This is a genomic window from Terriglobales bacterium (assembly GCA_035487355.1).
Taxonomy (GTDB): domain Bacteria; phylum Acidobacteriota; class Terriglobia; order Terriglobales; family Acidobacteriaceae; genus QIAW01.
In genome coordinates this window covers 1-21918 of the sequence record DATHMF010000104.1, presented here as the reverse complement: position 1 = coordinate 21918, position 21918 = coordinate 1, and the positions used below count along the sequence as shown (strand labels likewise).

Below are 21918 nucleotides of genomic sequence, written 5' to 3'. Positions count from 1 at the left end.
TCAACCCGAATCGCCTGCCTTGTCGGCACGTTTCACATGGCAAAACGCGGTACATGCCTTTGACCCGTGCTTTCGAGGAGTACTGGCCCTGTTTCCCTGCCTGGCTGATCTCACAAATCTTAAGGCGATTGACATGTTTATGCCGCACACGATAGTTTCACATCCGCCAATCGAGCAAAAAGTTAAGAACGAAGCTCGCACCAGGAGAACTCAAAGCGATGCGATACAACCGGCTGATCAAGCTCCTTCTGATGGCTTCTCTCGCCACGGCTCATGCCCAGACAAAAACTGCCGCGCCTCCCGCTTTCACCGTCGAAGGCGACCACTTCGTGCTGAATGGAAAACCGTTCAAGGTGCTTTCCGGCGAGCTTCACTACGCCCGCATTCCGCGTGAATACTGGCGCCAGCGTCTGCGCATGGCCAGGGCCATGGGCCTGAACACGGTTGCTACTTATGTCTTCTGGAACGTTCATGAACCCCAGCCCGGTGTTTACAACTTCAGCGGTAACGCAGACTTGGCCGCCTTCGTTCGCATGGCCCAGGAAGAAGGCTTATATGTGCTGTTGCGCGCAGGTCCGTACTCCTGTGCTGAATGGGAGCTTGGCGGATTCCCCGCGTGGCTGCTGAAAACTCCGGAGATGCAGAAAGCTCTGCGCAGCAACGATGATGCCTTCATGCAGCCCGCCGAACGCTGGCTGTTGCGGCTGGGCCAGGAAGTCGCGCCTCTTCAGATCGGACGCGGCGGCCCAATCCTTGCCACCCAGATTGAAAATGAATATGGAAACTTCGGCTCCGATCAGGCCTACATGGTGCATTTAAAAGAAATTTTCGTGCGTGCAGGTTTCACCGACTCGCTTCTCTATACCGCCGACAACTGGCGCAACATTCCCAAAGGCATCATACCTGGCGTGTATGCGGCCACCAATTTCGGCATCAGGAACCATGAGAAAGGAATGGATGCTCTGGCGCAAGTGCGCCCCAGCCAGGCGCTCTTCGTCTCAGAGTATTGGCCCGGCTGGTTCGATCATTGGGGCCATCCCCATGAAACGCGACCCATTGCGCCGCAGCTCGAAGACTTGGATTACATCCTGAAGCATGGCACTGGCGTGAACATCTACATGTTCCACGGTGGCACCAGCTTCGGCTTCATGAGTGGTTCGAGCTGGACTGACCAGAAGTTCCTGCCCGATGTCACCAGCTACGATTACGATGCGCCGCTCGACGAAGCCGGGCATCCAACCCCAAAGTACTTCGCTTATCGGGAGCTTCTCGCCAAGTATGCGTCTGCTCCGCTGCCGCCGGTGCCCGAAGCTCCGCCGGTCGTAACCGTTCCTGATTTTGCTCTCGAGCAGTCGTCTTCCCTCTGGCAGAATCTCCCACAGCCCGTTACCAGCGAAGACCCTCAACCAATGGAACACTTCAGTCAATCCTACGGATACATTCTCTACCGCACCCACATCGCCGGTCCGCAGAATGGCAACCTGGAGTTGGATGAACTCCACGACTATGCGCACATTTACCTGGATGGAAAGCTGATCGGAACGGTTGACCGCCGATTAGGTCAAAGCTCGCTGCCTTTCACCACCACAGCTGCCTCCAGCCAACTGGATATTCTGGTAGAAAATTCCGGGCGCATCAACTCGCAGGGCATTATGCGCACCGAGGTCAAAGGCATTACCCATCAGGTGCGTCTCGGGGGAAAACCACTAACCAAGTGGCAGATCTTTTCTCTGCCGCTGAACTCCATCGAGAACCTGAAGTACCACTCCAAACCCGAAACCGAATCCGGCCCTGCTTTTCTCCGCGGCCACTTTCAGATCACTACCGTCGGAGATGTCTTTCTCGATGTTCATAATCTGAGCAAGGGCGCTCTCTGGATCAACGGTCACGCCATCGGCCGTTTCTGGAACCTGGGTCCGCAACAAACGCTGTTGGTTCCCGGTCCCTGGTTGCATCAGGGCAAGAATGAAGTGGTTGTCTTTGATTGGTTCGGAAGGCAGGGCGCAACTTTTCCGCATCTCGCCGGCCTGCCAAAACCGATTTTGGATGCTCCCACCAGAGACACGATTGGAAGCAAACAGGAATAGCGAGCCCTTGCATGCTTCTGTGGCACAGCGCGGCAAGCCGCAATGGAAAAGCACCGTTTCCTACTGGCTATGCCACATATCCCTGTCATGTTGAGCGTAGCGCTACGGTTCCATGGGCCATCGTGCAGAATCTTAGGCGCGCAGTCGAAACACCCCGAGAAGGTTTCGGTCTACATGCCGCATCCGGGAATTTTCCCGATGCCGCCGCTAGCGAACCGACTGACCGCGCCACTCGCGTCCCACCCCTACATTCCGGGATTTCGTGCAACGATCGCTACGAGCGAAAGTTACGCCGTCGCGGGACACGCTCTGGGGAGAATTCCCTGGGGCGACATTTCTTCCGCCGGCACGGTCGGGGTCTTTCGACTACGCGCCCATCCGCATCGCGGCTACAGATTTTCTCCAGGCGCTCCGCTCAACATGACAGTAAGGAGATGGTTTGGCAGTCCTAAAAATCGTTCGCGAAAAGCAAAGAAGTTAGGACATAAGTAAAACAACCGTCCCGGCTGTGCCTTTCTCTTCACCAGCTCAATTGCACCAGCGAGACCGCATGGCGTGGCAATTTGAAACTCAACTCCACACTGCCTCGCTTGACCTCAATCCATCGCGGCGAATCGAGTTCCTGCAACTGTCCGGCGGCTTCGAGTGCCGCATACTGCTCTTGGGTGGGGTTCTGTGGTGAGCCCATACTCTTCCACTGCGTGTAGGCGTTGCTATGGGTTTGATCAATGCGGTAATGCCGGAGCAATACGTGCCTGGCCGCATCTGGCACTCCGCTGATGTCGAGCTTTATGTTCGCTTCCGGTCCCGGCACATCGTCATCATGGTAGTTCCAGACCATCACCGAGATCTCGTGCTCCGATCGCACCGCGAGCCCATCTATATCGGGATTGCCGCGCACACCGTCTTTCAGCACTTCATCCAGCGGCACGCGGCCACTGCTTTCAACTTTCACGCGGTTGCCATGCATCAGGCCTGCCATGCGAAAAAAATTCAGAACTGGTTTATCAACCCCGTTGGTTGCCAGCGTGCGGAAGCCATCGAAGTAAGGCTGGTCTTCAAACTCGAACGCCCAACTCAGCATGCCTTCGATGTTCGTGCCCCGGCGCTCCGCCAGTTCAAGAATGTTCTTCAACATGACCGCGGTGTACGTGGGATAGAGCGGTCCGTTGCGGTAAGCATTTTGCGGATACACACGCGCAGAACACGCCGCGCATCCTTCCGGGTCCGATTCACTGAGCACGATCGGCAGACTGCGGAATTTCGGAAACGCGGCCACAGTCTCATATCCCTTGTCTACGTCCTGCGTGTTTTTCGCCAGGCCCATTCGCACACGCCCGTCGACCAGCGCAGGCCGGCCCTTGGCGTGATACGTAATGAAATCGAGCGGAGTGCCCGTGCCTCCGGTGGCAAAATTCTTGCCGTGATCACAATGCTCGAGAAACTGTTGTAAGAACGCGGCCGCTTTGGGGCCTGAGGGGCTGGTGCTGGCCGGTCCGCCGACTCTGGCCGAGGGAAGAGCCCGCTTCACCGCGGCCGCACTATAGTCGTAGAGCTTGTCATACTCTTCCGGTGTCCCGTGCCAATACGAGATGTCCGGTTCATTCCAGACCTCCCAATACCAAGACTCGACCTGCTGTTTGCCGTATTTGTCTACGTTGTGCCGCACCCACTGATATATCAATTCGCCCCACTTGTCGTAATCTTTGGGCGGATACGACCAGCCGATGGAGTAATCTTTGTTGGCCGCGCCCGGAATCCATGTTGGACGATACGGCTCCGGATTTGAAGACAAAGCTTGCGGCATGAAGCCGATCTCCACAAACGGCTTGGCTTTCGCCTGAAGATAGGTGTCGAAAATCTGGTCCACGATCTTCCAGTCGTAGACGGGTTTGCTGGAAGCGTCTTCGGTATATGCATTCGTAGATCCCCACTTCAAGCCGGGTGTGCCGTCTCCTGTCGCGAGCAGGAAGTGGGTGCGAATATAGACGGGAGCGTAGCTCAGTGCGGCCAGCTCACCAATCAACTTGCGGCCATTTTTGGTGTACGTGTAATTCGGCTCGTCGTATCCGAAGTAAGACGAAATCGGTTTAAACGGACCAAGTTTGGAGTTCGCATCTACCTGAATGGTGACCAGCTCTTGCGCCAGCAATAGCGTCGGTGCGAATGCGATCAGCAGAATGAAACAGAGTAAGATCTTTGTCTTTGTCATTTGTCGCGGTCCATATTGCGATTCCATAATTACTGTATCCGCTACTGTGGAAGAGCAACGCCAGCTCTCAGCTTCAAAACGAATCGAACCTGAACCAATCAAAGTCGGCATAACCAATCTCACGGCTCGTGCCTGGCCCCACGGCGAAGATACCAACCTTTGCTCCAATCCACCTGCCCTGCCGCGCCGTGAATGGCTCGCCGATTGGAGTGAAGTTGATGCCGTCACTGCTGTAGCTGAAGCTGGCGACCGCCTGCTTCGATACCCCAGCCCGCAAGTAAAATGTCTTTCCCTTTACGGGAATGCTTGCGCTCACACGTTCTGGCGCATGCCGGTCGGCGTCCTTACAGATGGCCTGCGAGATCAACAGCCCTTCGGTCCTCTTCTCCACAGATACATAGGCATAATCCATTCCCATGATGATGAGTCCGATCTTCTCGCCGTCTGCTCCCGGCGTAAAAGTTACTTTCGTAATGACCGTAAACTCCGGGCCTGGGAACTTTTGCAGCAGCAGGTTCGGGGCGTCCCACAGATTTTTAAAATCTGGCGGGGTCGCGATATTGAATATACGCAGAAATCCCAGACCTCCAGCCGGGAAGGCCCAGCCTGGCTTTGGATTCGCCTGCCACTGCCATTGCATGCCAAGTTCATTGCTGTTGAATTCGTCGGAATCCGCCGGAGTTGCCACCGGCCACACTTTGCCCACGTTCGGCTTTTTCCACGTAGCCACCGGCTCGTTTTGCTTTCCCATCACCGGCCAATCGTCCACCCACGTCATTGGCTCCAGATATACAACGCGTCCGTAAGCGCCCATGTCCCGAAAATGCAGGAACCACGATTCGCCCGTCTGCGTCTTCACCCATGCGCCCTGATGCGGCCCGTTGACTTGCGTGCTACCCTGCGCCAGCACAACTTTCTGCTCGTAAGGTCCATATACGTTCTTTGCGCGAAGGGCCAACTGCCAGCCGCTCTCCACTCCACCCGCAGGCGCAAAGATGTAGTAATAACCGTTGTGCTTGTAGAATTTTGGTCCTTCAACTGTGGCGTTTCCCTCATGACCGTCGAACACCAGCGCGCCATCATCCAACAGCTTGGTTCCGTCAGGCGCCATGCGGCTGACTACAAGAACACTCTTGATACCCGAGCGGCTCGCTGCCATCGCACTGACCAGGTATGCGTTGCCGTCGTCATCCCACAGCGGACACGGATCAATCCATCCCCTTGCTTGTTTGATCAGCAGAGGCGTTGACCATGGTCCCGCCGGACTCTTTGCCTTCACCATGTAAATCCCGAACTCTGGATCGGGATAGAAAATATAGAACTCACCATTGTGATAGCGCATCACCGGAGCCCACACTCCGTTGCCATGCTGGGTTTTGCTGTACACGTCGATGGGAGGTTGCTGATTCAACGCATGTCCGATGATCGTCCAGTTCACCAGGTCTTTCGAATGCAGGATGGGCAAGCCCGGTACGGCATCGAAGCTGGAAGCGGTCATATAAAAATCGTCGCCTACGCGGATCGCATCCGGGTCAGAGTAGTCGGCGTATAGAATCGGGTTCTTGTATGTGCCGTCTTTATTGTCGGCGACCCAAACATGAGAGACATTTGGAATTGGAGATGCCTTTTTCCTGGCGATGTTCCCGCCGGCATGCAAGCTGCTTTGTGCAATGAGAATGGTAAGAGTAAGAACGATTGAGTTGATTTTGAAGGGTTTTTCCCGTGACATTGGTTTGGATAAGGAATGCTAGAGGACCTTTGAATGCTTTTATCGAACAGGCAGTTCCTGCCAGCACCCTGCCTTCTCCCTAAGACTCTTCCTTTTCGTGAGCTGCCAAAACTTTAACCACGTAACGGACCCGCCGTGAATCGGCATCGCTGCCGCCCGATTTCGTGGATTGCAAGGTTTGGCGTGGGCCAGCCAGCGAAGGTGGTTGCATCAAACTGTCGTTTGGATAGAAATGGTCCACCGTGCTCGGCGTTACCAGCTTATGTTCAACAAAGACCGCGGGAGGCACCAGCTTTTTGTTCAGAATATCCAGGCTGACCCGGATCAGGTCCGGCCCATAGCGCTCTGGGAAGAAAGCAACCGAGCCGATGAGATGGGTATTCGGCTCGCGCAACTCGGCTCTTCCTTCCGGTGACGCATTCTGTCCCATAATGGCACATGTTTCCGCGCGGCCCGCTTCTTCAAACGCGCGCAAAGCGCCGATAGCGCTGAGGTCATTAATGGCCCCAACCACCAGGCGGCGGGAACGCGTGTACTGCAAATGCCGGCGTACCGCTTCAAAGCTTCTCCCCCAGTCTCCATCACCGTTCAAATGCTTGACCAGACAATTTTTCGCTTGCGGCAAAGACAAGTGCAATCCGACGAGCATTCCCGTGAGCCGCATCTGCGGCAGATTGCCCGCGCGGCGCAATTCGAGCAGAATGATTTCGTCCAACTCGGAGTGCCAGTGCTCTTTGACCCACCGGCCGAGATGGCGTCCGCCGATCAGTCCCGCCTCATAGTTGTTGGCCCCGTAATAAGTGGCTCCGGGATGCGGAATATCAATGGCGATCATGGGAATGTTCGCCTCGCGGTACTTTGCCGCAACGATTGGCGCTACGGTTTCGTCAGTTTGAAATTCGATGGCCAAATCTACTTTCTCGCGCACCAGAAGATCAGCATTGCTCTGGGCGATCTTCGGGCTGTAGCGGTTATCGAGTGAGATAAGCTCGATGCCCTCAGCCGTGGCCGCTCGCTGCAAGCTCGCGGAAACTTCCCTGGAAAATTCATAATCGGTGCCCTGGGCGGCGTAGCCCAGCCGGTAGAGTTTCTGCTTGAGCGGACGTATGTTCGATTGATAAAGGTTTTTGCCGACCTTCTCCACGATGCCGCACGTTTCTAAAGTGTGGAGCAGGCGGAAGGCCATGGTCTTCGGCAGGCCGCTTCGTTCCGCGATCTCTTTAAGCGGAAGGGCTTCTCCTACAGAACAGAATGCCGAAAGAATTTTGGAAGAATGGACAACCGATTTAACCAGATATGGATCTCGACTTCTTAAATTGGAGCTCATGAATGCGGCGAGGAGTATACCAGAAAATACCTCTTCTTGCGTTCTGCATAGCAAAATCGACATGGATTTTTCACAAATCCTTATTTTGCCCTTGCGACTGGGCTTTTATGTTTGCATGTCTTTGGTTTATAAGGATTTTTTGGCAAGATGGAACAATCACAAAAAATTTTGCAATACGAAATAATTAACGTAATCCAGAAAAACGCCTTTTCCAGCCCTCCAGACGTGTAATCTCGCTCCGCTATGGACGCTCCAGATACTGATTTGCGAACCGGGAGAAGTGCAGCGCCTGCTGACGATTTTCAGGCGGAACCAGTCCCAGGCTCGAATGGCAAACCAGGTTCCAACGGCCGTGTGAAACGTGTCTGTTTTATTTTGCAGGTAAAGCCTGAACGTCTTGAGGAATATACGCGCTGGCATAGTGCAGTATGGCCCGAGATGCTCGCTGCTTTGCGCGAGACTGGTTGGAACAACTACTCATTGTTTCTGCGAGCTGACGGTCTGCTGATCGGGTACCTGGAAACTGAAGATTTCGAACGGGCGCGAGCCGAAATCTCCAGACTCGACGTAAACAAACGATGGCAGCGCCAAATGGCCGATTTCTTCGTGCAGCCCGAGGGCTTGTTGCCAGACCAGAACATGGAATTTTTAGAAGAGATCTTTCACGTTTAATACGTTCACCGGGTTTACCTCAGCAGACGGGGTCGCCTGGACGCAGGTTGGATCAATTACCGTGACCGTGGCGACCGCTGCCCAGGCAGGTTTGGCGGTAACGGTGCACAACAATGCTGCGCTGAACACCTCCACCTTCGACAACGTGACTGTAGGACCGTAAAGTTGTATGGTGAAGGTGGGCTCCAACATTTATATAGGGCCTACCTTTCCCCGAATGCTTACGCTGAGAAGCACTGGATTTAGTCTCTGAAAATCCAAATTCATCAGGCAAAAATAATTCCCCTGCGGTTCCTAATGTGGGAAAGCTTAGATTTGCCTGTTTGTCGTATCGCTATGCGAAACGGATGGCTCGAAAGGTGTTGGTCGTCTGCCGCGCCCGCGATTGGACTGGATTAACCTCAATCCTCTTGTTATGAGTACCCTAGATTAAGGCCAACTCCCCGTTTTTTGTTCTATCTGACAAAACCTTCCCTTTTGGCCAGCAACTCGTTGACACTCATTTCTTTCCGGTGCTACATAAGCGTCCGATTGATTTGAGGAATGCCCGCACATATGAGGCTTCCCAAAAACGGGGGAGAGCATGAAGGTTTTACTGCGTTTTCGCATACTGATCGTGATTGTGTTGTTGTCTGGATTTCTAGCTGCACAAACCAACCGCGGCGGAATCTCCGGGACCGTCTTTGATAAATCTGGCGCTGTGGTAGCCGGGGCTACAGTCACAGTAACCAATCTTGGCACCAACCAAAAGAGCGTGGCCAAAACTGCTCGTAACGGCGCGTATAGCGTCCTTTCTCTCGACCCGGTGCTGTACAGTGTGACCGTCGAGGCTAAAGGATTCAAGACAGAGATCGTCGAGCAGGTTAAGGTGGATACCGCCAGCGTTGCGACGGTAAACGCAACCCTCCAGGTCGGGACATCCAACCAGGCGGTCACCGTCAGCGCCGAAACGGCGCAGATCAATACCGTATCCGGCACCACGGGCACTACCGTCACCGAGCGCGAGCTTACCGACGTACCCCTGATCAACCGCAGTGTGCTGGATCTAGCTGTGACCCAGCCCAACATAACTGGAGACGCCGGCAGCGAAGACCCCGGGCTATCGGCGAGTGCTACCGTACCGGGCTACAACTTGAGTATCAATGGAGCGCGTCCCGGCGCCAGCACCTTTCTCTCTGACGGCGTCAACAATACCGGAGTCAGCCTGGCGCGCACCATGGTCAGCTTCTCACCTGAAACGGTGCAGGAGTTTTCGGTGCAGACCTCGGCGTTTTCGGCGGAATACGGAAACACCGGCGGGGGCATCATCAACGCCACCACGAAACAGGGCACCAATCAGTTCAACGGCACAGCCCTCTGGTATGTCCGTAATCCCTATTTCGACTCCCCGAACTGGATCGCTGGCCCCACAGCCCGCAAGCCGCCCGGGCCCCAACTCAAGTACAACCAGTTTTCGCTCACCGCCGGCGGACCGGTTATTATCCCGAAGATCTATCACGGCCAGAACAAGACCTTCTGGTTTGCTGCCTATGAGCCACGCTACCGGCGCGACCTTTGTGTCAATTGCAGTGACAGCTACCAACTGTTGCCTACAGATGCAATGCGAGCGGGGGACTTCAGCAATACTGTTATGGTCAAGCAACCGAATGGCGGCGCCATCGTCAGGGTCCCGACTGCTGTTGCAGCCCAGTTTGGGTTTCAGCAGTGCACCGGTAATAACGCATGCGACCCACTAATCTACAACCATTACGTTCCGGTCCCCGGCACGAATCAGTTTCAGGCCATACTGCCGGCTCCGGCAACCTACCCGGTGTTTACGGGCAATATCATCCCGCAGAACCTTCTGGATGCGACTGCCCTTAAGGCTCTGGCGTACATTCCCAGAGCAGGAGCGTATTTTCTTGACCCCAATGGCAACATCACCAATTTCTTTAACCCGCGCACGCTCCGCCAAGATGAGACCCGGTACACGGTGCGCGTTGACCACATCTTTTCTCAGAACAACCAGATCAACGGCCGCTACACCAACCAGCCGACCGTCAAAGACCAATTTACCCCCTGCTGCCCAACCGGCGAGGGAGCTGAGTACAGTAACTCGAAGCAAGCGATGATCGCCTACACCCACGTGTTCACGCCCACGCTGTTCAACGACCTGCGTCTGAACTACACCCGCGGCCGCTTCAGCACCACAATAGGGCAGAAATACGACGTCAACACCGGCCAGAACCTCAACACCATACTGGGCCTGCCGAGCTTGACCCATGGCGGAGTCCCCTCTCTTCCCTTCATCGGCGGGCAGGGCTCCAGCAGCCAGGACGATACCGAAGAGCGCTATGGCATTACTGATATCGTCTACCTCACGCGCGGCGCCATGAACTGGAAGTTTGGGGTTGACCTTTCGCACTCGCTGCAAAACGAAACTCCGCTGTTCGATGCCATCGGCGGCAACTACGACATCCGGGCGCTGCAAACCAACAACAATGGCAGCAGCAACACCGGCACCGGCGGAGACACGATAGCCAGCTTCTTACTTGGGGTTGCAAACGCTGCAACCTTCCGTCCAGCAATCCTTCGCTATCACTACCGCTGGAACGCCGCGGCCGGTTTTGTGCAGAACGACTGGAAGGTGCGCTCCAACCTGACCCTGAATCTGGGTGTGCGTTACAACCTTGAGCTGCCCCGGACTGAACAGAATAATCTGCAAGGCGTGTTCCGTCCTGACCTGGCGCAGTCCTACCCTGTGCCGGGAGGTGCCGTCGCCGGGGTTCTTCCCGCAACTGCCGGCAATCCGACAGGGAGTATTCCGCTTGCATCCATCCTGGTGCCGCCGTTTGCCTTTGCCGGTAAGGGTGGCCGTTCGCGATACCTGTTTCCGGCCGATTACCACGACTTCGAGCCGCGATTCGGCTTCGCCTGGTCGCCCCACTTCCTCGCCTTCGGGGGACGTCAGGTAACCATCCGCGGCGGATACGGAATATCTCACCTTCCTGTATCTGGTGCTGCCCGCCTTCCTAACCCTGATTTTGGATTTCTGACAAATTACGTAGGAGCTACAGTAAATCCTGCGTACATAATGAGGCTGGGTGAGAATCCACCGGTTGTTAACCCAATTGACGTCAATCAGGCAGTCTTCAAAAACATCCCGGCAAATGGGTTGCTGTACATTCAGCCCAACGGGTTCAGTAGCCTGACTATGCCCGGATTTGCACTCTCCCCTAACCATCACTCGCCGTATTCCCAAAATTGGAACTTTACCCTGGCATGGGACGCGGGCCGGCACACGACGGTAGAGTTAGCTTATGTCGGTAACAAGGGCACGCATTTGTTTGAAGGTGGCGAAGATATCAATCCGACCAACTTCAACCTCGTTGTGAACACGCTTGATCCAGCCAACGTTAATCCCTATAGCACCACTGGCAGCAGTGGCGTTGTTGATCCGCTGGGGCGGCAGACACCGAACGGCACCAAGATATTCACGGGAACCTTATATAGTCCTTATGCTGGCTTCGCCGCTTTGATTTCTTTGTACGACGCCTCCGGCAACAGCGTCCGGCACGCCGCATATATAAATGTGATCCACCGAACCAGCAAGGGCTTGACCGTCATCTCGAACTACACCTTTGGCAAGTCCATTGACGACTCCCAGGGCGCGAGCGACAAATTTGTTCTGTCAACCGGCCAGGTTTCGGGAGAATCGGCCTTCGGCGCGCCCAGAAGCTTCGACCGGTCGGTATCAACCTTCGACCAGAAGCACAGTTTTAACACTACCGTGATTTACGATTTGCCCTTCGGGCAGGGACGCAAATTTCTCAGCAACGCATGGGCTCCGGTCAAAACTATAGTAGGCGGCTGGACAACGACTGGCATCTTCCGTATTACCAGCGGCTATCCAGCGTGGGCAACGCTGGTTGATTCGAACCAGATCGGTGATCCCGCAAATACCCATCAAATGCGCCCCAACATTGTTCCCGGTGTTCCTCTAAAGAACCCGCTTTGGAGCAGTAGTTGCCCGCTCGGCACCCAGTGCCAGCCTTTCCTGAATCCCTTGGCGTTTGAGCGTCCAGCGCTGGGGCAGTTCGGCAACGCTCCCCGCACCTTCGATGGCGTCCGCGGCCCATCGCAGCAGTACTTCGATGGTTCGATTCAGAAGAGCTTCCCGCTTGGGGGCGAGGGCAGACGCAAGCTCCAAGTCCGCATGGACCTGCTCAATGCCTTCAACCACCCGGTGTTCCGCGTTGGGCCCAATAACAACTTCACCGATTTCATGTCGGCGCCGGTTGCAACATTCATGAACTCTAATGACTATAACGGTTGGGCGATCGCAAACGGCCAGCCAACGGTTACCTCTGTGAGCTCAACCACTGGTGTGTGCAGTGGTCCAGGTGCCGCCGTATGTAACCAAATCCAAACCCTGGTGAACACCCAAAGAAGCAATGGGGTATTGCCCACGGATTTCTTCACCATGCAGCTTCCGGCAAACTTCAATGCCACGCAGCCAAACTCCTATGACATCAGAACGCTGAACGGTTATAAGTTGTGGCGCTTGCGTAACGCATATAACAACAGCTTCGGCACTCTGTTTAATCCAGGCGGAAGTTCGCGCTACATTCAGTTTGGTCTCAAGGTCTACTTCTGATTTATGGGTTGGAGATGTTTTCGTATAGCAAAGGCGTCCCTCGGGACGCCTTTGCTATTGCTGTTGCGTCGGCTTTCAACCTTATGCCTGAGATGAATTCACGTTCATGACATTCGTGCCGAGCAATTTCAATGGGCCCCCGTTTGGATGTCGAACAGCACAGCGGCAGCACAATTGAATTTCGTCTTTCACGTAACTCCTCATTAATTAATTTTGGCGCCAGCTTCGGAAATAATTGCATGTGCGCCACGAGCAATTGATTACCGCCCCTTGGGCACTATGGTATTGTAAGCGTTTACTCAAGATTGCGACTTTGGAAGTCGCCAGACTGGGTTCTTGGGCGAATCGTTTTGCTTTAGCATAAGCGCTGCTGAGATCTGTCGCTCTGCCCGGTTGAAAACTAATCTGCACGCAGGAGAGGAACAACTATGTCTCTGGTAGGCGCGGGTTTCAAGCTTACGGTTTTTTGCATCTTGCTCGTGTCATTGGTTGCACAAGCGAAGACGGTGATCACCAAACAATCCTTCAATCAACTTGACGACGGCACGCCGGTGGAGATTTACACCCTCCGCAGTGGCAAGATCGAAGCGCGCATCACCACCTATGGCGGAATTATCGTCTCTCTTCGTGTACCCGATCGTAAGGGAAATCCCGACGACGTTGTGCTCGGTTACGATTCGCTGAGTCAGTATGTAGCCAAGAATCCTTACTTTGGGGCGATCATCGGCCGGTACGGGAACCGCATTGCCCATGGCAGCTTCACCCTGGATGGCAAGACTTACTCCGTGTCCAAGAATGACGGGGGAAACTCGCTTCATGGCGGCACGCGCGGCTTTGACAAGGTGGTATGGAAGGCAAAGCCAATCAAGGATGGAATTGAGCTCACCTATGTGAGCAAAGACGGAGACCAGGGATATCCGGGGACCCTCACCGCCACCGTCCGCTACACTTTGAGCGAAGACGCGTTACACATCGAGTATTTCGCTACCACGGATAAAGCTACTGTGGTGAATCTGACGAACCACTCTTATTTCAATCTTGCCGGTCAGGGCAAGGATACGATTCTGCAGCACCAGCTCAAGATCAATGCCTCTCACTTTACACCGGTGGATTCCACTCTTATTCCCACCGGAGAGTTGAAGTCCGTTGAAGGCACGCCTTTTGACTTTCGAACATCAACTGCAATTGGTCAGAGTATTGACGCGGCTGATGATCAACTTGTGAAGGGCAAGGGCTACGATCACAACTGGGTGCTCGATAAAACTCCGGGTAAGTTCAACGAGGCCGCCGAACTCTACGAGCCCGTTACCGGTCGCGTGTTGCAGGTGCTCACCACCGAACTCGGACTGCAATTTTATTCCGGCAACTTCCTTAATGGAACCATCACCGGCAAACAGGGCCGTGTCTATCCGAAACGGTCTGGGTTGTGCCTGGAAACGCAGCACTTTCCCGACTCTCCAAACCATCCCAACTTTCCCTCGACGGAACTGAAGCCCGGAGAGCGCTATCATACGGTTACTGTACTCAAGTTCAGCACGCGTTCAGAGCCAGGCAGCAAGTAAACGGGAGAGGCGCTTACTCTATACGACGAACTCTACACCCTCTACAGCAAACTCTATTTTGCTTTCAGCGAACCGGGAAGCGGCGAGTTTGATAAGATTTTGCCGGCGCTCATCCGTGTGGCCGAGTCTGTAAATCAGGGTGCGAATGTTGCTTCGCGATAGGAATACATCCCGGCGGCAGTTTCTGAAACTGAGCGCGGTGGCGGCTGGCGGAGCGTTCTGCACACCGTTTGTTTCTGCGTGGAGTGCTCCAACTCAGGTTTCTCTCGCCCCGCCGCTCTCCGTATTTGACTATTCCCAGGTTCAGTTGCTCGAAGGTCTATTCCGCCGGCAATTCGATCATAATCACCAGGTCTTCTTAAATTTGGACGAGGACGCCCTGCTGAAACCCTTCCGCCAGCGTGCGGGACTGCCTGCTCCCGGTCCGGACATGGGCGGATGGTATGACAATTCGAGCGACTTCGATCCCAAAAAGAACTTTCATGGCTTTATTCCCGGCCACAGCTTTGGACAGTACCTCTCCGCTCTGGCCAGGGCACACGCGGTGACACGCTCCAAGGCTACCCGGGAGAAAGTACATCGCCTGGTTCTCGCCTACGCCGAGACCGTTGATCTGGCAGGCAAATTTTATGTGGATTATCATCTGCCGGCCTACACATTCGACAAAATATGCTGCGGCCTTATAGATGCCCACGAGTTTGCTGGGGACCCGCAGGCGCTTAAGGTACTGGCACGCAGCACCGACGCAGTGCTGTGGCATCTTCCTGAGAAGGCTCTCAGTCGAGACGAGCAGAAAGCCAGGCCGCATAAGGACAACGCCTACACATGGGATGAAAGCTATACGCTGCCCGAAAACTTCTTTCTTGCTTACCAGCGTAGCGGAAGCGAGCGCTATCGTGATCTGGCAATCCGCTTTCTTCACAAGGATTACTTCGATCCGCTCGCGGAAGGCCAAAATGTTCTTCCCGGCAAGCATGCTTACAGTCACGTCAACGCATTGAGCTCCGCCATGCAGGCCTACCTGGTTTTGAACGATGGGAAATATCTTCGCGCGGCGGCCAACGGTTTGCGTATGGTACAGGAACAAAGCTACGCCACCGGAGGCTGGGGGCCGAACGAGAGTTTCTTCACACCAGGCAAAGGCAAGCTGGCGGCAAGCCTGGGGGCTACACACTCGAGCTTCGAAACGCCCTGCGGCGCCTACGGCCATCTTAAGATCACGCGTTATTTGTTGCGGGTCACGCGCGACTCGCGTTACGGCGACAGCATGGAGCAGGTGCTTTACAACACCATCGCCGGCGCCAAACCTATCCTTCCTGACGGCACCAGCTTTTACTATTCCGATTACAACAACGACGGCAAGAAGGTCTACCACAAGGACAAATGGCCTTGCTGTTCGGGAACATTTCCGCAATTGACGGCCGATTACGGCATCAGTTCGTACTACCGGGCGCAGGATGGCATCTACGTGAATCTCTTCATTCCTTCCCGGATCACCTGGTCGCAGCACAAAACGCGCTGCTTACTGGAACTGAAAACCGATTATCCCAAAACCAATACCGTACAGATGGAATTGAAGCTGGCTCGCCCGGAAAGGTTCACCGTATATCTGCGCATCCCGGAGTGGGCTGGCCCGAGGACGAGGCTCTCCGTGAACGGCCGCCGTGTTGAAAACGAGATTGTGCCGGGAAAGTTTCTTGCTCTGCAGCGCCATTGGAAGAATGGCGATCGCGTCGAGTTTGAAATGGATATGCCGCTGCGCTTGCAGGCCGTCGATAGCGAGAACCCCAACCTGGTCGCATTATTGAGAGGCCCGCTTGCGCTTTTTGCGGTGGGTGATCTTCCCGGTCAGATAACGCGTGAGCAATTGCTCAGCGCCACCGCCGCGTCGCAGTCCTCCGATGATTGGGTTGTAAAGGCAGACACAGGCAGCCTTATACTCCGCCCATTCGCAGCAATTGGAGACGAGAGCTATCGCCTGTACCAGAATGTGGAGTAGGTGGCTCAGTTTGACGTAGCGCCGGCGTCTCGCCGGCTGTCGTGTGGGCATCCTGCCCACACCCCCTTTATCTTTTTAGTTACTCACACCATCCATCAAGGGACCGAGTGATACCATTCTGGCACTAAAACCTTGCTTCCCCGGAAACTACAGGTCATCATTGAGAAGCAGTTGCCAGCCACCGGTTGCCGGTTAAAACAACTGCAAAAGAACCAGGCATTCTAGAATGCGGGGTTTCATGACCCTTTAGCTCTTTGAAAATTTGTTGCGATTTGGGATTCTGAGAACTGATGACTGGAGCTGTTTTTGACCAGCAGCAAGTCCCCCGCCCTGGAACGATTTTCGCCAATAATGACGAGGGTCAGACGCGATTTTGGGCACCAGAAACACCTGCCAGCAAGTGGGGGTGGGTGGACCGCTACAATCTTCCCGAAAATCAGCGTTGATCTGCGTTCATCTGCGGCGAAAGTCTTTTGCGGTTGCTTTTGCTGAGGACTGAGGACAGACAACTGAGGACTGCCCAGCAAGTCCCCCAGCCGAGCGCCCCATCGCCCCGCCTAAGTGCAAGATTTCAGGTGACTTCAGCGAGGGCGAGGCGGCAAAAGCAGGGCAAAATGACTACCATGCAAGTACCCCGTCCCCGGACCCGCCGACGAGGCAAAAAACTGGGGACCAAAATCAAATGTCAGCGCCGCCGGTTGTATATTTAGACACCGTATGAGAATCAAGAAAACTGCCGCGCTCAGGCTGAGTTGTGTTGCCATTGCTGTTCTTGTCGCTGTTCTTGTCGCTTTTATTGTTTTTATCGGAGGCGTTGGAACGAGGGTCTGCGCCGCAGAACCAACGCCTGATGTAGAGAAGATGCCGGTTAAGGCATGTGCTGCGCTCACAGCGAATCGGACGCGTCCGGGTGCTGGGCGGCTTGATGCCAGTCAACTCGACACTGCCAGGATTCAATCGGCGCTTAACCTTTGCAGTCCGGGCAAGGCAGTTGTTCTCTTCGCCGATGGCGCGAAGACGGCGTTTGAATCGGCGCCCTTGATTTTGCCGCGTGGCGTTACGTTGTTTGTGGCGGAAGGTGCGACCCTCTATGCATCGCGCAACCCGCGCGACTACGATCTGCCGCCGGCAAAATGTGGCGAGCCGTTAACTCGCAGCGACAGTAATGTCCCTGCCTGCAAGCCATTTATCTTTGCCTATCAGGCGGCCTTCAGCGGCGTGGCCGGATCGGGAGTGATTGATGGCCAGGGCGACGCCGCTCTGGACGGCACTGCAATGGACGGACGCAAGTCGTGGTGGGAGCTGGTTCGCTTGGCTAAAAAATCCCGCAAGGCGGTCCCGGTGCCCGATCTTGTTTCCAGCTACGAGTCGCAGGGATTCCGGATGATCGACATCACCCTGCGCAATGCCGCCGGCATGCATGCTGCAATCTTCAAAACCACCGCGCTCGTGGTCGCGGGGCTTAAAGTAGATTCGCCGGAAGATTCCGCGGCCTCAGCCGGATTGCTTCTCAGCAATGCGCTCGATGCGCGCGTTACCAATACATGGATTCGCGTGCCGGCCGAAGGACTGGTCATCAAGGCGAGCATTCTTGGGGCCAGCTCGCAGGTTGATATGCATGATGTGCATCTGTTCGGCTCGGGCGGCGTTTCCATCGGTGACGACGTCTTTGGCGACGTGCATGGAGTAACGCTCGACAATGCCTCCATCGAAGGTGCCCGCACCGGCATTCACTTTAATTTGAAGGGCGGCGAAGGCGGCGCGGCGCACGATATCCACTTCAATAAAATTTGCATGCGCAACGTGGCTGAGCCTTTCGGTGTGCAACAGTCAGATGGCCAGATGGTCTCGTCCTTATCCGGCGTCAAGGGTGCCGTCAAAGACATTGATTTTCGCGATGCCGTGGTCGCGGGCATAGGTGGGCTTAACGGTGATGGCTTGAAGTCATCGCCTGGCGCAACCTGTGATGCAGCAGCATTCTCCGCTGCGCCGAAATGGGAGGTGCTCGTTGATCTCACGTCAATCGAATCTCCTGATGCGGTGGGATTCCCCTTTGCACTGAAACCGGAGGTGCTCGTTGGCCTCGGGTCGATCGAATCTCCGGGCAAAAAGAAGTCGGTGATCGTTGCCCAGAATAATGAAGATGGCGCCGGCTTTACCTCCATCCAAAAGGCGATAGACGCGCTCGCCTCGACCGGCGGCGACGTTCTGGTCAAGCCCGGCACCTATCGCGAGGTCGTCACCATCCGCAAGCCGCATGTGCATTTGCATGGAGCGGCGTCTGATCCCGCGCAGACCACCATCATCTATAACAATGGCGCCTCGACAGCCGGCGGAACTTTTAATACTGCTACAGTGTTTGTCGAAGCCGATGATGTCACGCTCGATCATCTCACTATCGCCAATGACTTTGGCGTGGATAAAGGACAAGCCGTAGCGCTGGCGGTTACCGCCGACCGGGGCATATTTAAGAATTTGCGCATACTCGGCGCGCAGGATACGCTCTTCGCCGCCAGCCGCTACTGCTATGGAGATTACGGTCCATGCCTGCCCACCCGCCAGTACTTCGCCAACTCTTATATAGAGGGTGGTGTGGATTTCATCTTCGGCGACAGCATGGCCGTCTTCGATCATTGCGAACTGCATGGCATCCCCACTGGCAACGTGATGTTCACCGCGCAAGACCGGCACACTGCCGAGCAGTCGAGCAGCGGATACGTTTTCAATAAGTGCCACCTGACCGCCGCGCCGCGTGCTGCCACGATCGCGCTGGGCCGGCCGTGGCGTCCTTATGCGACCGTCGTGTATCTGAACGCCCAAATTGATGCTCCGGTGATTCCCGCCGGATGGACGGAGTGGGTGCGCTTCGGCAAGCCCAGTCTTCCCACCGCGTTTTACGGCGAATACAACTCAACCGGTCCCGGATCCAATGCTCAGGCCCGTGAACCCTACTCGCATCAGCTCAGCACTCAAGAGGCAGAGAAGTGGCACACAAAACAATTTCTCGCCGGAGAAGATGGATGGAATCCCTTAGCGCCTTAAACTGCGACTCGAAAGTCAGCGGCCCGATTGACTTCTCTTCCCCGCAAACCTAAGATTTGTTGTCTCGACTTTCGAAGGAGGAAGAATCTATGAAACGAAGCCTGGCTACAATTCTCATTACGATTTTGTTTTTGTCTGTTGCGGTCTTCGCACAGGCCCCGCCACAAGCACCCAAACCCGGTCCCGAGCTCAAGCGGTTCGATTATTTTGTGGGCACTTGGGCCACCGAAGCTGATATGAAGCCAAGCCCTTATGGCCCGGGTGGTAAATTCACCGGCATCGACCGCACCGAATGGATGCCGGGTAATTTCTTCTTGCTCATACACTCTGATTTTAACAGCCCCATGGGACCGGGGAAGGAGCTCGCAGTAATGGGCTACAAAACCGATGACAAGGTTTACACCTACAATGCCTATAACAGCATGGGAGAAGCCGATCACTCCACGGGCACAGTCGAAGGCGATACCTGGACCTGGATGAGCAATGACAAGATAGGAGGCAAGGAAATAAAGGGCCGGTTCACTATGAAAATAGTCTCCCCAACTTCTTACACCTTCAAATACGAGATGGCGTCTGAAACTGGGGAATGGGCAACCCTCATGGAGGGCAAAGCCACCAAGAAATAGTACGCGGGCTCGGACCGGGCACAAGGGTCGGGATTACGAAAGTTGCAGCAGGTTGTGGCCATGCGGCCAAAACAGCTCTTACATCGGAGCTTAGCTCTAATTCTGCAGTGACCCAGCCCTGTGTCAGATGTAAACTGTCTTTAGAACGGAAGGGACTCCCTCATGCCGCCACAACCGAAGACGAAGTCTTCCGCTCCTCCCGAGGAGAAAGAAGAAAAAAAAGATGTTCAAGAGACAAAAGAGGTTCTTTCCGTCGTCGGCAAAAAAATGCCTGCCGAATTGAGCCAACAGCTCCGCAAGCTGGCGCATGACCTGAGCAACTCCATGGAGACCGTCATGCAGGCCTCCTACCTGCTCGGCCAGGCTAATCTTGATGAAAACAATAAAAAGTGGCTGTCCCTCATTGACCAGGCAGCTCGCGACGCCGCCCGCATCAACCGCGAAATCCGTGAATTATTGCGCATGCATAGTGAGTAGTATCGCGCAGCGCTTTTATAGAAAAATCGCAGATCAACGACCAGGAATTCCCTGGCCGCTCATCAATAAAAATCAGAGCAGCTCAAATAAAATCCGCATGTCTTGCAGGCCAGCTTGCAGCGTGAATCATGCAGCTTCGCTCCGCAATTAGGACAATACTGGCCTGGATTGACGGCGGGCTTGGCCGCCTTGAGTGTTTCCGGGAGCCGCGTCTCACTGCGCTTACCAGAACGAGGATCAGACTCTTGCATCCCGCCCATCCTACACCAACTCGAGGCGTTTGGCGCTTGTTGGATTCCGCAGGAAGCGGAAGGGGACGCAGGTTCATCAGACCCTCATCCACGCGAACTGACCACTGAGAACCGAGAACTGCTTCTAAATCAGCTTCGCATCCATCGTGATCTCCGCTTTCAACACTTTCGAAACCGGGCATCCGCTCTTGGCGTCCTGGGCGGCCTTCTCAAAGGCGGCTTTATCTACGCCGGGGATTTTGGCCGTGACATCAAGATGAACTTTGGTGATGGTAAAGCCTGATTCCAGCTTCTGCAGCGTAAGCGTGGCTTCGGTGCTGATGCTCTCCGCGGTGATGCCGGCATTGCCCAGCTGCGCGGAGAGGGCCATGGAAAAACATCCGGCATGGGCCGCGGCGATCAGCTCTTCCGGGTTGGTCCCTTTTCCATCTTCAAAACGCGTGCTGAACGAGTAGGGTGTGGCCGTCAATACTCCGCTGGCGGTGGTCAGGATTCCTTTTCCGTCCTTGAGTCCGCCCTTCCAAACTGCTCCTGCTTTTCTTTCCATAAGTCCTCTCCTTACAAGATAGGTAAGCTTTCCAACATATCATCTCAGCGCCTGATTCGTCAGCCCGAGACGGGTCAACTAAAGATTGGCACTGATTTTCTTAGATGCTGGCGAACCCCGCCTAGATTCCGCGAAGTGGGAGGTCAAAGTAGCGAAGGCCTTAAATTGATTGCTGAATGTTTCTTCAACTGAGAACTGGGAACTGTTTTCTTCTTTCTTACTTCCTCCCATTGGCCAATTGCTTCAGAGAGTTTTGGTACGGCGCTCTTGCCAGTCCGCGCTCGGTGATAATGGCGGCAATGTAGTTATTGGGCGTGACATCGAACGCCGGATTTTCCACCCCAACACCTTCAGGAGTAAGCCGCTTGCCGGCAAAGTGTGTGACCTCGGTAGCAGCGCGCTGCTCGATGGGAATCCCATCGCCATCGGGTGTGGCCAGGTCCACCGTGGACCACGGCGCTGCCACATAGAACGGAATCCCATGCTCTTTTGCCAGCACTGCAACCGTATAAGTTCCAATCTTGTTGGCTACATCGCCGTTGGCGGCAATGCGGTCGGCCCCGACTACGACAGCGCCGATCTTGCCCTGGCGCATCATCGCGCCCGCCATGTTGTCGGAGATGACGGTCGTCGGAATGCCGTCTTTATTCAGCTCCCATGCGGTCAAACGCGAGCCTTGCAGAAAGGGCCGGGTCTCATCGGCAAAGACGTGGATCTTCTTCCCCGCCTCCACCGCCGCGCGGATCACCCC

The 21918-nt window shown here is 55.0% G+C and carries 14 protein-coding genes; 8 read left to right on the top strand and 6 right to left on the bottom strand.

The window, feature by feature from the left end; genetic code table 11:
• Positions 1-218 precede the first annotated feature (218 nt).
• Entirely contained in the window at positions 219-2087 is a 1869-nt protein-coding gene (locus VK738_18475; GenBank protein ID HTD24649.1) for a beta-galactosidase, read from the top strand.
• A 520-nt stretch (positions 2088-2607) separates the two neighbouring features.
• Here VK738_18475 and VK738_18470 read toward each other — a convergent pair.
• The 3 genes from VK738_18470 to VK738_18460 all read right to left on the bottom strand — a co-directional run bounded on the left by VK738_18470 (position 2608) and on the right by VK738_18460 (position 7355).
• The gene (locus VK738_18470) at positions 2608-4299 is read right to left on the bottom strand and encodes a hypothetical protein (protein HTD24648.1); all 1692 of its coding nucleotides are present in this window, start codon (positions 4297-4299) and stop codon (positions 2608-2610) included.
• A 73-nt stretch (positions 4300-4372) separates the two neighbouring features.
• Positions 4373-6028, bottom strand: coding sequence for a glycoside hydrolase 43 family protein (locus VK738_18465; protein HTD24647.1), 1656 nt, complete (start codon positions 6026-6028; stop codon positions 4373-4375).
• Between the two features lie 79 nt (positions 6029-6107).
• Positions 6108-7355 carry a substrate-binding domain-containing protein gene (locus VK738_18460; protein HTD24646.1) on the bottom strand — a complete coding sequence of 416 codons (1248 nt, stop codon included), beginning with the start codon at positions 7353-7355 and terminating at the stop codon, positions 6108-6110.
• A gap of 354 nt (positions 7356-7709) precedes the next feature.
• On the opposite strand from VK738_18460, the gene VK738_18455 reads away from it, so the two are divergent.
• Complete coding sequence (locus tag VK738_18455) at positions 7710-8027, top strand: L-rhamnose mutarotase (GenBank protein ID HTD24645.1); 318 nt, start codon at positions 7710-7712, stop codon at positions 8025-8027.
• Here VK738_18455 and VK738_18450 read toward each other — a convergent pair.
• The gene (locus VK738_18450) at positions 8004-8219 is read right to left on the bottom strand and encodes a hypothetical protein (GenBank protein ID HTD24644.1); all 216 of its coding nucleotides are present in this window, start codon (positions 8217-8219) and stop codon (positions 8004-8006) included. The two genes, VK738_18455 and VK738_18450, sit on opposite strands and share 24 nt — an antisense overlap.
• A 391-nt stretch (positions 8220-8610) precedes the next feature.
• Here VK738_18450 and VK738_18445 point away from each other — a divergent pair, with 391 nt between their 5' ends.
• From VK738_18445 to VK738_18420, 6 genes are all read left to right on the top strand, one after another.
• Complete coding sequence (locus tag VK738_18445) at positions 8611-12663, top strand: TonB-dependent receptor (protein ID HTD24643.1); 4053 nt, start codon at positions 8611-8613, stop codon at positions 12661-12663.
• Positions 12664-13091: 428 nt separating this feature from the next.
• Positions 13092-14225 (top strand): aldose epimerase family protein, encoded by a 1134-nt coding sequence (locus tag VK738_18440; protein ID HTD24642.1) that lies wholly within the window; start codon positions 13092-13094, stop codon positions 14223-14225.
• Between the two features lie 145 nt (positions 14226-14370).
• Positions 14371-16224: a beta-L-arabinofuranosidase domain-containing protein gene (locus VK738_18435; protein ID HTD24641.1), complete on the top strand. Its 1854-nt coding sequence runs from the start codon at positions 14371-14373 to the stop codon at positions 16222-16224.
• A 717-nt stretch (positions 16225-16941) separates the two neighbouring features.
• The gene (locus VK738_18430; protein ID HTD24640.1) at positions 16942-19266 is read left to right on the top strand and encodes a pectinesterase family protein; all 2325 of its coding nucleotides are present in this window, start codon (positions 16942-16944) and stop codon (positions 19264-19266) included.
• A gap of 89 nt (positions 19267-19355) precedes the next feature.
• A complete protein-coding gene (locus VK738_18425) occupies positions 19356-19892 on the top strand; it encodes a DUF1579 family protein (protein ID HTD24639.1) in 537 nt (178 codons plus the stop codon).
• 162 nt (positions 19893-20054) lie between these two features.
• Positions 20055-20369, top strand: coding sequence for a hypothetical protein (locus tag VK738_18420; protein ID HTD24638.1), 315 nt, complete (start codon positions 20055-20057; stop codon positions 20367-20369).
• Between the two features lie 375 nt (positions 20370-20744).
• Here the strand turns inward: VK738_18420 and VK738_18415 are convergent, their stop codons facing one another.
• A complete protein-coding gene (locus tag VK738_18415; GenBank protein HTD24637.1) occupies positions 20745-21167 on the bottom strand; it encodes an OsmC family protein in 423 nt (140 codons plus the stop codon).
• A gap of 217 nt (positions 21168-21384) precedes the next feature.
• A partial coding sequence (locus VK738_18410) for a s-methyl-5-thioribose-1-phosphate isomerase (protein ID HTD24636.1) occupies positions 21385-21918 on the bottom strand: 534 nt, incomplete at its 5' end.

What these genes read in the sequence shown, in the direction of transcription:
- VK738_18475 (HTD24649.1), top strand. Translation starts at nt 219, where the DNA reads ATGCGATACAACCGGCTGATCAAGCTCCTTCTGATGGCTTCTCTCGCC.
- VK738_18470 (HTD24648.1), bottom strand. Translation starts at nt 4,299, where the DNA reads ATGACAAAGACAAAGATCTTACTCTGTTTCATTCTGCTGATCGCATTC.
- VK738_18465 (HTD24647.1), bottom strand. Translation starts at nt 6,028, where the DNA reads ATGTCACGGGAAAAACCCTTCAAAATCAACTCAATCGTTCTTACTCTT.
- VK738_18460 (HTD24646.1), bottom strand. Translation starts at nt 7,355, where the DNA reads ATGAGCTCCAATTTAAGAAGTCGAGATCCATATCTGGTTAAATCGGTT.
- VK738_18450 (HTD24644.1), bottom strand. Translation starts at nt 8,219, where the DNA reads ATGTTGGAGCCCACCTTCACCATACAACTTTACGGTCCTACAGTCACG.
- VK738_18445 (HTD24643.1), top strand. Translation starts at nt 8,611, where the DNA reads ATGAAGGTTTTACTGCGTTTTCGCATACTGATCGTGATTGTGTTGTTG.
- VK738_18440 (HTD24642.1), top strand. Translation starts at nt 13,092, where the DNA reads ATGTCTCTGGTAGGCGCGGGTTTCAAGCTTACGGTTTTTTGCATCTTG.
- VK738_18435 (HTD24641.1), top strand. Translation starts at nt 14,371, where the DNA reads ATGTTGCTTCGCGATAGGAATACATCCCGGCGGCAGTTTCTGAAACTG.
- VK738_18430 (HTD24640.1), top strand. Translation starts at nt 16,942, where the DNA reads ATGAGAATCAAGAAAACTGCCGCGCTCAGGCTGAGTTGTGTTGCCATT.
- VK738_18425 (HTD24639.1), top strand. Translation starts at nt 19,356, where the DNA reads ATGAAACGAAGCCTGGCTACAATTCTCATTACGATTTTGTTTTTGTCT.
- VK738_18420 (HTD24638.1), top strand. Translation starts at nt 20,055, where the DNA reads ATGCCGCCACAACCGAAGACGAAGTCTTCCGCTCCTCCCGAGGAGAAA.
- VK738_18415 (HTD24637.1), bottom strand. Translation starts at nt 21,167, where the DNA reads ATGGAAAGAAAAGCAGGAGCAGTTTGGAAGGGCGGACTCAAGGACGGA.